This is a genomic window from Burkholderia sp. Ac-20353, assembly GCF_017104785.1.
Lineage (GTDB): Bacteria > Pseudomonadota > Gammaproteobacteria > Burkholderiales > Burkholderiaceae > Burkholderia.
The window spans coordinates 72,611-84,815 of record NZ_JAAGPL010000016.1; the positions used below are offsets into that span (position 1 = coordinate 72,611).

The following is a 12,205-nucleotide window of genomic DNA, read 5'->3' on the forward strand; positions in this document are numbered from 1 at the left end:
CCGGGTCTGCCCGCATCGATTCGATGCGCTTCCGTGCGCAAATACACACGGCGTCGGACTCCAGGAATAAGCCTCCAAATGCGTACGTTTACAGCACGTATCGCGCGCCATGGAAAATGATCATGCCGTCGCACAGGCAGGGGCGTTTGCGTGCGCGACAAATCGCGAACGGCAATCGCTCGACTCTCTCGGCAGGCGCGATGCTTCGATGCAAATGGAGGCAGCCATGTATGCCACTTACGGAATCGTCGTCGCCGGTGTGACCGCGCTGGGCATGTCACCACACCCAAGCTGGGCGCAGCAAACTGTCAATGCGACATTGCTATCGAACTCGATCCAGCTCGAGAAGCACAGCGTGAAGGCGGGGCGCGTCACACTTGATGTCAAAAATGCTGCCGACAACAATATGGAACACGAACTTGTCGTGCTCAAGACGGATCTCCCTGACGACGCACTCCCTGTCAGCAAAGGACAGGTGCTGGAGCACAAGCTGAGAAAAATCGGGGAAGTCGAAGACGTCGCGCCGGGCAAGAGCAAGCGCGTGTCGTTCAAGCTCGCGCCCGGCCGCTATGCGCTGATCTGCAACAAGCCGGGCCACTATGAAGCGGGCATGCATGTGGCGCTTGTCGTTGCGCCATGATTACCGATATCGCCTGGCGGCTCCGATCGACCCATGATCAACACAGGAACGCGTCTGCTTCAGACGATCGGCATCAGGCGACCGTCCGGTACCCGCTACGTTGTGTACCCAAGCGGACACTCCGGACGGCCGCATATGCCGTGCAAGTTGACGCGTGCACGTCATCTGCGCGGAATAAAACACGCCACCGGATCGTTTACTGGTTGCCGTAACGCAAGGCGCGGGCCACCGGCGACGCTGCGCGTCGTCGTGCCCGAGACCGCGATTCCCGAGGCATTGTGGATTCGGACGGCTATCGCGTTCGCGCATCGCTGCCTCTGTAATCTCTACAAGGACGGAAACCATGATCAGGATCTTGCTGTGCGCGATTGCATGCGCCGTGCCTGTTGCCACCTTTGCTGAGCCACCGAAGATTTCAAACGGCATGGTGGTCGACGACGATGGGATGACGCTCTACATGTTTGATAAGGATACTGCGCCCGGAAAGAGTACCTGCACCGGCGGCTGTGCGACCAATTGGCCCGCAGCGCTCGCCGATCCCTATGACAAGGCAACTGGCGACTGGGGTCTCATTTCTGTGGGCGGGAAACAGCAGTGGACCTATAAGGGACACCCGCTGTATCGCTTCGCAAAGGACAAACAGCCTGGCCAGCGGAACGGCGATGGCATTAGCGGCATGTGGCATACCGTGAAGCCTTGAAGGTGTCCCGCAATTTGCCCGCCGGGACGCGCTGGGCACCACGAGGCAGCGGTGGACTACGCTCCCAGCACGTCGCCGCAGCAAAGCGCGCTGATGCTCAGTCGTTCCCGGATCCCATGACGCAAATTGCATGTGCAACACGGCGGCGACCGACGATGCGCATACGTTGGTCAACGGTACGCCGTGGGGCTCCGTCCTCGTCATCGCGACGCTGCCGAGTTGTTCGCCCAGGTGGTGCCAAAGGCGTTTGAGCACCTGCTTGTAGGCGTCCAGCGTACACCCGGTCATCCGCACGAAACCGAGATGGAGGCCGACGGCCAAGCGGTACAGGTGCGAGCGGCGACCGTCGATCAGTGCACGCTCCCGGGCCGAGAACGTGAAGAAGGTGTTGAGTTCGAACTCGGTCAGCTCATGCGGAAAGTGCCGCAGGCCAAGGTACGGTAGCCGCCAGTGGTCCATCGGTCGCACTCCCCCGCGAAAATGGACTGTGCAGCGTAGCGAGAAATTTGTCGGCGGACGATCGCAAGCCGAATATGACAATTTCGGTGCGGTGTCGCGTATCGACCCGCGAAATAGCCGCGGAAATCATGCTCGCGAGGCACCTGATCGCCGGCGGCGGTACCGACGGCTGACGAGGATAGAAAATTAATGCCGGTGCCGATGATGGATATCCGGGAAATGCGCGTGCGAATGCGTGATGCGCAGGTGTACGTGCGGATGTGTGTGCGGCTCGTCGCCTTCGTACGGAAAGTCGTGGGTATGCTGATGATGCTCGTCGTGCCGGTGCCGATGCGTGTGCTCCAGCCGCTCATGCGTATGCTCGTGCACGTGCCGCTCCCGCATGTGCAGCCAGATCCCCAGTGCCATCAACACGACAGCAGGACACCGCCGGCGACGATCGCGACCATCCCGAGGAACACCTGCAGATCGACGTTCTCACGGAAGACGATCCACGCGATGACGGCGGTCAGCACGCCCTCGAGATTGAGCAGCAGTGCGCTCGTGGCAGCTGGCGTGCTCGACAGACCGAGCATCAGCAGCGCGGGCCCGGCGATGCCGCCTGCCGCGATCGCGCCGGCGAGCCAGGGAATTTCCGCCTTTTTCAGTTGATGGCCTGCGTCGGATTGCGCAGCCGGCTGCCGCAGTCGGCGAACGAAGATGCCGAGGCCTAGGCCAACGCCACTCCCGAGATAGAACAGGCCGGCCACCATGAATGGCGACATCGAGCCGAGCAACGCCTTGGCCAGAGGCGTGGCGGCGCCGAACAAGGCGGCAGCAGCACCACACGGCCATCCCTTAAAAGTTAACTTGTAGATGTAATAACGCATGAGTAGTATTCGCTACATGGATGCTATCTCGACCTGGTCACTCCTTGTTCTGACCCTGCCAACGGAAAACGCAACCGCCCGCATGCGTTACTGGCGCGCGCTCAAGGCGAAGGGCTGCGCGGTGCTGCGCGACGGCATTTACCTGCTGCCATACACGGATGAGCGCGAGAGCATGCTGCGCGAGCTGGCGGGCGCGATCGCGGAAAGCGGCGGCACCGCCCACCTGCTACGTGCGCCAAGCCTCGACGCCTCGCAGGAGCTGGAATTTCGCGCACTCTTTGATCGCGACGAGGAATACGCCACCTTCACACGGGCGCTCGCGGACGCCCGCAAGACACTGGCTGGTCAGTCCGCCACGGAACTGACACGCCTGCTGCGCCGCCTGCGCAAGGATTTCGACACCATCCGGGCGATCGACTACTTCCCGGGGGACTCGGCAACTCGCGCAGAAGTCGCGTTGCAGGACTTCATCGCGCTCGTCGACACCGTGCTGTCACCGGGCGAGCCGCACGCCGCGGAGCGCGCGATCCGCCTGCTTGCGATCGACGAATATCAAGGCCGCACCTGGGCGACGCGTCAGCGTATGTGGGTCGATCGCGTTGCCAGCGCATGGCTGATTCGCCGTTTCATCGACGCGCGAGCCCGCTTCATCTGGCTCGCGTCGCCGGCGGATTGTCCGCGTGACGCGCTCGGCTTCGATTTCGACGGCGCCGCGTTCACCCATGTCGGCGAGCGCGTGACGTTCGAGGTGCTGCTCGCGAGTTTCGGGCTCGACAAGGATCCTGCGTTGATGCGGCTCGGCGAAATCGTGCATGCGCTCGACGTGGGCGGGCCCGCCGCGCCCGAAACGGTCGGCTTCGAGGCGGTGATGGCCGGCACGCGACAACGTGCGGAAAACGACGATCAGTTGCTGGAACAGATGGGCGCGGTGCTCGACGCGCTGTACGCGCACTTTGCCTCGAATGGCAAAAGCGAGACCGGGGGACGTTCATGACCGCGACCATCGCCACGAACAAGCCGACCTACTCGCTGGGCCAACTGGTCGGCTACATGCTGCGGCTCGGCACCTTCGGCTTTGGCGGCCCGGTCGCGCTCGCCGGCTACATGCGCCGCGATCTCGTCGAACGGCACGGCTGGATCACGGAAGCGGACTACAAGGAAGGGCTGACGCTCGCGCAGCTCGCGCCGGGGCCGATGGCTGCCCAGCTCGCGATCTATCTCGGCTTCGTCCATTACCGGATCCTCGGCGCGACGCTCGTCGGTTTTGCGTTCGTGCTGCCGTCGTTCCTGATGGTCCTCGGGCTCGGCTTCGCTTATGCGCACTTCGGCGGACTATCGTGGATGCAGGCCGTCTTCTACGGTGTCGGGGCCGCGGTGGTCGGCATCATCGCGATGAGCGCGTACAAGCTCACCACCAAGACCGTCGGTGACGACAAGTTGCTCTGGGCGATCTTCCTGACGCTCGCTGCCGTGACCTTCATCACGGAATCGGAAATCGCGTGGCTCTTCATCGTCGCGGGCCTGATCGGCTGGTTCTGGCGCGCCCCACCCAAATGGCTGCACAAGAGCGGGTTGAATGCACTCATCGGCGCCAACCTGCCGGCGGCAAGCGGCGTGCTGAGCGGCATCGATCTGCCACAACTCGTGCAGATCGGCGGGTTCTTCATGAAAGCGGGGGCGTTCGTGTTCGGTTCGGGACTCGCAATCGTGCCGTTCCTGTATGGCGGCGTCGTCACAGAGCATCACTGGCTAAACGACAAGCAGTTCGTCGACGCCGTCGCGGTCGCGATGATCACGCCGGGCCCGGTCGTGATCACCGTCGGCTTCATCGGGTATCTCGTGGCGGGCCTGCCCGGCGCGTGCGTCGCCGCGCTGGGCACGTTCCTGCCTTGCTATCTGTTCACCATCATTCCCGCGCCTTACGTGAAGAAGTACGGCCACCGGCCCGACGTCAAGGCGTTCGTCAACGGCATCACGGCGGCGGCCGTCGGCGCAATCACGGGCTCCGTGCTCGTGATCGCGAAGCGCTCGATCGTCGATTTGCCCACCGCCGTGATCGCCGTTGCAACCGTTCTGCTGCTGTGGCGCTTCAAGAAGCTGCAGGAACCGATGATCGTGACCGCCGCGGCACTCTTCGGGCTGGTGGCATACCCGCTGCTCCACCATTGACGCGTATCTCCAGGTGACGGCCATGACGTACGAGATGAAAGCGTTGTCCTGCGATCCGACCGGGCTGCCGGGCCTGTCCGAATGGCTGATTCGTAGCCACTACGAGAACAACTACGGCGGGGCCGTCAAACGCCTGAACGCGATCACCGACCAGTTGGCCGGAATCGACCCGGCGAGCGTACCGGTGTTCGTGCTGAACGGCCTGAAGCGCGAGGAGTTAATCGCCGCGAATTCGATGATCCTGCATGAGATCTACTTCGACAGCCTTGGCGCGAGCGGGCCGATGGGCGGCGTACTCCAGGCCGCAATTGAACGTGACTTCGGCAGCGTTGACCGGTGGCGCGACGAATTCGTTGCGATGGGCAAGGCGCTCGGTGGCGGCTCCGGTTGGGTGCTGTTGAGCTGGTCGCCACGACTTGAGCGGTTGACCAACCAGTGGGCGTCGGACCATGCGCATTCGCTGGCCGACGGCACGCCGCTGCTGGCGCTCGACATGTACGAGCACGCGTATCACATCGATTTCGGGGCCAAGGCTGCCGCCTATGTCGACGCGTTCATGCAGAACATCAACTGGACCAGCGTCGCGACACGGTTTGCGACTGTCACCTCCTGAGCAAGCCATGTGGAAATTCTGCAGATCCGTACCCGCCATCACCGTGATCACTCTGTGTTTCGTGACATCCGGGTGCGAAAAAAATGCACCGGACCGCGCTGCCGGTGAAGCCGTCACGCTGGAGCAAGTGCCCGCACCGGTGAAATCGACGATCGAGCGAGAGCTGCAAGGCGGAAGCGTCGAGAAAATCCAGCGACGCACGAAAGACGGCAAGTCGCTCTATACCGTTTCTGTGGCGATGAACGGTCAGGTGCAGAGATTGCTCGTGGCCGACGACGGCAGGCTGATTGTCAGTCGCCCGGCCGGTGACGAGGACGAAGAGGATGACTGACCGTTCGGGCGCATCGCCAGACGGGAGAAATGCCGTGCAATGGATTACGCGTGAACGCCTGATGATCGATTGCACTGGATCTTGCGTACATTCAGACAGGAGAAGCGCCATGAAATGGATTACGCGTGAACGGCCGAAGATCGATCGCATTGCGTGCCCGTGGCTGATCGCCCGGTTTATCGACGAGACCCCCGAGTTCCTCTACGTTTCGGGTGCTGAAGTATTGCGACTGGCAGAGGAAACCGGCGCAATACCTTACGACGTGCCCGACGTTGAACTGGGACACCACGACGACCGCTGCAGCTTCGATGCGTTTCTCGAAAAGTACCAGCTGCATGACCCGGCCTTGCTCAAACTCGCCGAGATCGTGCGCGGCGCGGATACCGGGCGGCTCGATCTCGCGCCCGAAGCAACCGGCCTGTATGCGATCTCGATCGGCCTGTCCAAAACCTTCGCCGACGATCACGAGCAACTTCGGCACGGGATGGTGATGTACGACGCGCTCTTTGCGTGGTGCCAGCGCGATGCACGTGCCTAGCGGCCGCGTGGCCGTCTCGTTCGCGATCCGTCTCTCGCGCCGGCTCCTTCCGGCCGGCGTCGGGCCTGCCGCGTGGCTCATCCTCGTGAGCCGCGGTCTGCGCGGGTTCTGTGACGGCTTCATCGCGGTGCTGCTTCCCGCGTACCTGGTCTCGCTCGGGTTCGCGCAAATCGATGTGGGACTGATCAGCACCGCGACGCTGATGGGTTCGGCTGTCGCGACAATCGCGGTCGGCGTAGTCGCCAGTCGTTTCCCGCACCGCCGGATGCTGACGCTCGCAGCCGTCCTGATGGCTGCTACCGGCATTGGCTTCGCCAGCCTGTCGGCACTATGGCCGTTGCTTGTCGTGGCCTTCGTCGGCACGCTCAACCCGAGTTCCGGCGACGTCAGCCTGTTCCTGCCGCTCGAGCAGGCGCGTCTTGCCGAAGCGGCGACCGGCGACGCGCGAACCGCGCTGTTTGCCCGCTACAGCCTGGTCGGCGCCGTGTCGGCCGCATTGGGCTCGCTCGCCGCGGGCCTGCCACTTTGGCTTGCATCGCGCACCGGGATTTCGCTGCTGGCCGCAATGCGCGTGATGTTTTTCGTTTATGCGGCGTCAGGCCTCGCGGTTTGCATGCTGTACACCAGATTGCCGCGTTCACGATCGCACGTGGCGACAGTCGCGCCTCCGCTCGGGCCATCGAGGCGCATCGTCACGCGGCTTGCGCTGCTGTTCAGCGTCGACGCGTTCGCGGGCGGCCTCGTCGTCAACTCGCTGCTGTCGCTCTGGCTGATGCAGCGGTTCGGGTTCTCCGTCAGCGCGGCGGGCCAGTTCTTTTTCTGCACCGGACTGCTTGCAGCAGGCTCTCAACTTGTGGCGGCGCCGCTCTCACGCAAGATCGGTCTGCTCAACACAATGGTCTTCACACACATCCCGTCGAGCGTCTGCCTGATCGGCGCGGCCCTGGCGCCGTCGCTGCCGGTGACATTGACGCTCCTGCTCATGCGCAGCGCCATGTCGCAGATGGATGTGCCGACTCGAACCGCATACGTCATGGCTGTCGTCACGCCAGCGGAGCGCCCGGCCGCGGCCAGCTTCACGTCCGTGCCGCGCAGCCTGGCAGCCGCGATTGCACCGACATTGGCCGGCGGCTTGTTCAGTCTTGGGTGGCTCGGCGCGCCGCTGGTCGCATGCGGCGCGCTGAAGATCGCGTATGACCTTTCGCTGCTGGTCGCATTCCGCCACCTCAAACCGGACGAAGCGGCCAAGCCATAAGCGAATCCGCACTGGGCTCGCAGCCAGTGCGGCAGCAACGGTCCACCGAGGATGGATTCATGGGACACCTCCGAAACGGGCGCTTCCGCCTTCTCGTGCTTGTCGCGCTTTCGATCGTGGTTGCGGTAGCGAGCCTTGTCGTCCATCGGGCTGACGCCGTTGGGGACGATCTCTCGTTCGGCAGCCTGCCGCTGAAGCACGTCGCGGACATTCCGCTGCCCGGACGCGCGACGCGACTCGACTACGCAAGTCTGGACACGAGCCGCAACCTGCTCTTTATCGCGCACCTCGGCGACGGGGAAGTGATCGTTTTCGATACGCGTGCGTCACACGTGACCGCGCGGATCGCGGACGTGTCTTCGGTGCACGGCGTGCTCGCCGTTCCGGAGTTGTCGCGCGTGTATGCATCGGCGACCGGTACCGACGAGATCGTCGCGCTCGACGCAGCGACGCTGAAAATCGTCGCGCGCATGCCGGGTGGGCATTACCCGGACGGGATGTCCTACGCGCCCGACGTGCGCAAACTGTACGTCTCCGATGAATACGGCAAAACGGAAACGGTCATCGATGTACAGACCAATCGACGAATCGCGACGATTCCACTCGACGGAGAGGCCGGCAATACGCAATACGACCCGGTGTCGCGACACGTTTTCGTGAACGTCCAGACGCGCCGTCAGCTCGTCGAGGTCGACCCGGCAACGGACCGAGTCGTCGGCCGCTTCGATCTACCGGGCGCCAAAGGCAATCACGGCCTGTGGATTGATTCGAAGGATCGTCTCGCCTTCATCGCGTGCGAGGGCAACGACAAGCTTCTCGTCTTTGATATGCGCGCCCAGCGCGTCGTCCAATCGTTCGATATCGGCAGCGACCCAGATGTGCTTGCGTTCGATGCGTCGGCGGGCACCCTCTATGTTGCAGGCGAAGCAGGAATCAGTTCGATGTTCAGCGTCAGAGGCTCGACTGTCACCAAAATCGGCGAGGGCCGCCTCGGGCCGAATGCCCATGTCGTTGCAGTCGATTCGACCGCACACCGGTCGTACTTCCCACTGAAGGATGTCGGCGGTCGGCCGGTGCTGCGTGTGATGGAGCCCAGATAAACCCGGTGGCCCGCCCCGCACTTTTGTACTAGACGATTACTCGTCGGCACACGATGCACGGCAGATGATGCCCGGAAACTGCCCCAACAGTGGGGGATGGGCGCAGCGATGCGTCGTTCGTGAAAGTCTTGAAGAATACCGCCGCGTTCAAGGCCGACGCGCCGTTGCCATCCGACACGGATCGTCGGCTCGTTTTTTGTCGGCGACGCGACACGCCCTCATTGGGTCACCGTGCTCCCGCGGCGCACGATCGCGCTGGCGGTATCGACGCAGGCGGCCAGCACGAGCATCGCGAAGACGACCGTGCATGCCTCGGGCAGACGGAAAAGGGAGAGCTCGTAGTACAGCATTTGCCCGAGTCCGCCGGCGCCGACGAAGCCCAGGATTGCCGCCATGCGGATGTTCGTTTCCCAGCGATACATGATGTAGGCGACGAACTGCTCCCACACGCAGGGCAGCGTCCCGTACACAAAGGCCAGCGCCGAGGAGGTCCCGGCTTCCGCCAGGGCGCGCGCGGGCGTGGGCGGCGCATTCTCCAGCGATTCCGCGAACAGGCGGCCCAGCACGCCGGCGGTGTGCAGCGCCAGGGCAAGCGTGCCGGCGAATGGTCCGAGACCGGCAGCGAGCACGGTGACGGTCGCCCACACGAGCTCTGGAATTGAGCGCAACAGGTTCAGCAGGAAACGCGACACCGCGCGCGGCGCAGCGCCGTACATGCCGGAAGCCGGCAGCGCCAGCACAAAGCCCAGCACCGCCGCGCATAGCGTGCCGATGGCGGAGACCGCGAAGGTTTCAAGCATGCTGCCGGCCGTCCTGGCGAGGAACCCGGCCGACAGCTCGGGCGGGAAGAACGACAGCAGGAAGCGCAGCATCTGGCGGGCCGCGTCGCGGGAAACGAGTTGACCGAGATCGAGCGACAGATAGGCAAAACTGAGCGAGATCGCAATCGCGATGGCGATCATCGTGAGCACGCAGCTCAGGCAGATCTGGAGGGCTTTGGCCTTGTTCGTCATGGTTCAGGCCATCAGCTTGCGCAGCCGGGCGCTGAGCGTGTCCGCCAGCAGGACCAGCAACAGGAAGACCAGCAGAATCGTCGCGGTCTCGCCGCCATCGAGCATCTTCATCGCCTGGTCCATCAGCTGGCCGAGCCCGCCGGCGCCGACGAAGCCCATGACCACCGACGCGCGAATCGCGCACTCCCAGCGATAGACCGTATACGAGACCAGCTCCTGCGCCGCGTTCGGCAGCAGCCCGTAGGCCAGCGCCGCGAGGCGTCCGCTGCCGCCGCTGAGCAATGCGTCCACCGCGCGCTTGTCGCTGGATTCGAGAATCTCGGCGTAGACCTTCGCCAGCATGCCGCCGTAGGTGACCGCGAGCGCCAACACGCCCGCCGTCGCGCCGAGGCCCAGCGCACGCACGAAGACCAGCGCCCACACGAGCTCCGGTATGCCGCGGAGCAGGAGCACGAGGCCGCGCACGCCGACGCGCAATCCCGCACGTGGCCTGTGCCCTGGGCCCGGACCGATGCGCGAAATCGAGAGGCTGCTGGTCATCGCCGCCGCCAGCGGCGCGGCAATGACAAACGCGAGGGTGATGCCGGCGGTGGCGATCGCAAGCGTCTCCAGCGTCGCCTTCGCGACGTAGCCGAGAAACTCCGCCGACACCTCCGGAGGCAAGAACGTGCGCAGAAAGCCGCCGATGACTTTCAGGTTGCCTGCCTCGAACAGGGTCGAAGGGCTGAACCGGGACAGCCTCAGCAGCGGCCACAGCACGAGCAGTGCCACGAGCAGGCCGCTGGCCCGCCGAAGCGCGTGCGGATCGCGAGGGTGGACGATCATCGGCAGGCGGCCCGCTTGGTCGGGGCCCTGCCCACCGCCGTAAAGGGAAAGTCGTCCTTGCCCTGCACCGGCGGCGACTCGCTTTCGGACGCGTAGAGCTCGCGCAGCAGCGAGTCGGTGACGCGCTCGGCCGGCAGATCGAAGGCAACCTCGCCGGCCTTCAGGCCGACGATGCGGGGAAACCAGCGCAATGCGAGATCCACCGCGTGCAGGCTGGCGATCATCGTCACGGAGCGCGTGCCGGCTTGCCGGCACAGTTCGCCCAGCGCAAGGTTGGCCAGCGCGGGATCCATCGCCGAGACGGGCTCGTCGGCCAGAATCAGCTCCGGGTCCTGGTACAGGACGCGTGCGATGCTCACGCGCTGCAGCTGGCCCCCCGAAAGCTGGTCGCAGCGGTCGAACAGGCGGTCGGCGAGCTCGAGCCGAGCGAGCTGCTCGCCGGCGCCGGTGATGTCCGCCGGGTAGATCAGCGACAGCAGGGACTTCCATGCTGGCCAGACGCCGACGCGGCCGGCCAAGACGGCGGTCACTACACGCTGGCGCGGCGGCATCGGCGGCGCCTGGTGCACCATGCCGATGCGACAGCGCAGCCGCCGCAGGCGCGCGGCGGACAATGCCCACGGGCTGAGCCCGAGCACCTCGACGCGACCCTCGGTCGGACGCAGCGACGTCGCCAGCAGGCGCAGCATCGAAGTCTTGCCGGCGCCCGACGGACCGATCAGCGCGATGCGTTCGCCGCTGTCGGCGGACAACGCAATCTGGCTGAGTGCGCGCTGCCCGTTCGGATAGCTGACGCTGGCGGCGTCGAGCAGGAAGCTCACTTGATCAGGCCCGCGGTGCGCGCCGCGGCCTCGATGCCGGCATAGTTCTCCGGCTTGGTGGGGATATATTTGACCGTCCGCTGCAATGACATGATTTCCCGCTGTTCCGGATTGCGCGGGTCGAGTCGGAGGAACGCGTCGGTCAAGGTCTTGCGCAACGCCGGATCGAGCCCGCCGCGCACGGTCCAGTTGTAGTCGTAGTATGGCGGGGTGACCGCAAACACCCGGACCTTTTCGGGGTCGATCTTGTGTTGCTCGACCAGCTTGTCCCACACCGATGCGTTGAGCACGCCGGCGTCGGCCCGGCCGGACTGGACGAAGGCAGCCGTCGCGTCGTGCGCGCCCGAAAAGGCGACCGTCTTGAAGTCCTTGTCCGGATCGATGCCGGCCTGCAGCAGGAAGTAGCGCGGCATCAGGTGACCGGACGTCGAGGACGGCGCACCGAACACGAATGTGTGGCCCTTGAGATCCGAGAGCGATTTGATCTTCGGGTCAGCGGTGATGAACTTGCTGGTGAACGTCGCGTCTTCCTGCCGCTGGACGATCGGAATGGTGGCGCCGTTCGTCCGGATCTTGCTCTGGATGTAGGTGAAGCCGCCCAGCCAGGCCATATCGATCTTGCCAGTCGCCAGCGACTCGACGACCGCAGCGTAGTCCGTGACGGGCACGAACTCCACCTTCATCCCGGTTTCCTTTTCCAGATACTTGCCGAGCGGCGCGAACTTGCGCTGCAACTCGGTTGGCGCCTCGTCGGGGATGGCGGAGACCCTCAGTACGCCTTGCTCCGCCCGTACGGACGGGAGACAGGCAAGACCCAGCAGGGCGATCGCGGCGAAGCGCTTCAGGAAACGCGGGATGGAGTTCGGGAGCAT

13 protein-coding genes and 2 pseudogenes are annotated in these 12,205 nt (G+C 64.3%); 9 read left to right on the top strand and 6 right to left on the bottom strand.

The window, feature by feature from the left end:
* Nucleotides 1–226: 226 nt before the first annotated feature.
* On the top strand, nt 227–640 hold the full coding sequence (locus tag G3N94_RS08280) for a cupredoxin domain-containing protein (RefSeq protein WP_205791893.1): 414 nt from the start codon (nt 227–229) through the stop codon (nt 638–640).
* 343 nt (nt 641–983) lie between these two features.
* Nucleotides 984–1,340 carry a hypothetical protein gene (locus G3N94_RS08285; RefSeq protein WP_205791841.1) on the top strand — a complete coding sequence of 119 codons (357 nt, stop codon included), beginning with the start codon at nt 984–986 and terminating at the stop codon, nt 1,338–1,340.
* A gap of 216 nt (nt 1,341–1,556) precedes the next feature.
* On the opposite strand, the pseudogene G3N94_RS08290 reads toward G3N94_RS08285, so the two are convergent.
* Nucleotides 1,557–1,799 (bottom strand): annotated as a pseudogene (locus G3N94_RS08290) (DUF4158 domain-containing protein); the annotation flags it as partial.
* A gap of 186 nt (nt 1,800–1,985) precedes the next feature.
* Nucleotides 1,986–2,668, bottom strand: a pseudogene (locus G3N94_RS08295) (EamA family transporter).
* Nucleotides 2,669–2,684: 16 nt separating this feature from the next.
* Between G3N94_RS08295 and G3N94_RS08300 the strand changes: the two are divergent.
* The 7 genes from G3N94_RS08300 (at nt 2,685) to G3N94_RS08330 (ending at nt 8,674) form a co-directional block, all read left to right on the top strand.
* Nucleotides 2,685–3,662 carry a chromate resistance protein ChrB domain-containing protein gene (locus G3N94_RS08300; RefSeq protein WP_205791895.1) on the top strand — a complete coding sequence of 326 codons (978 nt, stop codon included), beginning with the start codon at nt 2,685–2,687 and terminating at the stop codon, nt 3,660–3,662.
* Complete coding sequence (locus G3N94_RS08305) at nt 3,659–4,837, top strand: chromate transporter (RefSeq protein WP_205791843.1); 1,179 nt, start codon at nt 3,659–3,661, stop codon at nt 4,835–4,837. The genes G3N94_RS08300 and G3N94_RS08305 overlap by 4 nt, the downstream gene beginning before the upstream one ends.
* Before the next feature lie 22 nt (nt 4,838–4,859).
* Entirely contained in the window at nt 4,860–5,450 is a 591-nt protein-coding gene (locus G3N94_RS08310; RefSeq protein WP_205791844.1) for a Fe-Mn family superoxide dismutase, read from the top strand.
* 7 nt (nt 5,451–5,457) lie between these two features.
* Entirely contained in the window at nt 5,458–5,781 is a 324-nt protein-coding gene (locus G3N94_RS08315; protein ID WP_205791845.1) for a hypothetical protein, read from the top strand.
* Between the two features lie 109 nt (nt 5,782–5,890).
* The gene (locus tag G3N94_RS08320) at nt 5,891–6,319 is read left to right on the top strand and encodes a chromate resistance protein ChrB domain-containing protein (RefSeq protein ID WP_205791846.1); all 429 of its coding nucleotides are present in this window, start codon (nt 5,891–5,893) and stop codon (nt 6,317–6,319) included.
* Nucleotides 6,306–7,574: an MFS transporter gene (locus G3N94_RS08325; RefSeq protein WP_205791847.1), complete on the top strand. Its 1,269-nt coding sequence runs from the start codon at nt 6,306–6,308 to the stop codon at nt 7,572–7,574. The genes G3N94_RS08320 and G3N94_RS08325 overlap by 14 nt, the downstream gene beginning before the upstream one ends.
* A 59-nt stretch (nt 7,575–7,633) precedes the next feature.
* Nucleotides 7,634–8,674: a YncE family protein gene (locus G3N94_RS08330; protein ID WP_205791897.1), complete on the top strand. Its 1,041-nt coding sequence runs from the start codon at nt 7,634–7,636 to the stop codon at nt 8,672–8,674.
* A 218-nt stretch (nt 8,675–8,892) separates the two neighbouring features.
* On the opposite strand, the gene phnE is transcribed toward G3N94_RS08330, so the two are convergent.
* From phnE to G3N94_RS08345, 4 genes are read right to left on the bottom strand one after another with little or no spacing between them, the layout of a single operon-like run.
* Nucleotides 8,893–9,687: a phosphonate ABC transporter, permease protein PhnE gene (gene phnE / locus G3N94_RS42290; protein ID WP_241021689.1), complete on the bottom strand. Its 795-nt coding sequence runs from the start codon at nt 9,685–9,687 to the stop codon at nt 8,893–8,895.
* A 3-nt stretch (nt 9,688–9,690) separates the two neighbouring features.
* Nucleotides 9,691–10,512, bottom strand: a complete 822-nt coding sequence (locus tag G3N94_RS42295; RefSeq protein WP_241021690.1) for an ABC transporter permease subunit — start codon at nt 10,510–10,512, stop codon at nt 9,691–9,693.
* Nucleotides 10,509–11,333 (bottom strand): ATP-binding cassette domain-containing protein, encoded by an 825-nt coding sequence (locus G3N94_RS08340; RefSeq protein WP_205791848.1) that lies wholly within the window; start codon nt 11,331–11,333, stop codon nt 10,509–10,511. The genes G3N94_RS42295 and G3N94_RS08340 overlap by 4 nt, the downstream gene beginning before the upstream one ends.
* The gene (locus G3N94_RS08345) at nt 11,330–12,205 is read right to left on the bottom strand and encodes a putative selenate ABC transporter substrate-binding protein (RefSeq protein ID WP_205791850.1); all 876 of its coding nucleotides are present in this window, start codon (nt 12,203–12,205) and stop codon (nt 11,330–11,332) included. Before G3N94_RS08345 ends, G3N94_RS08340 begins: the two co-directional genes overlap by 4 nt.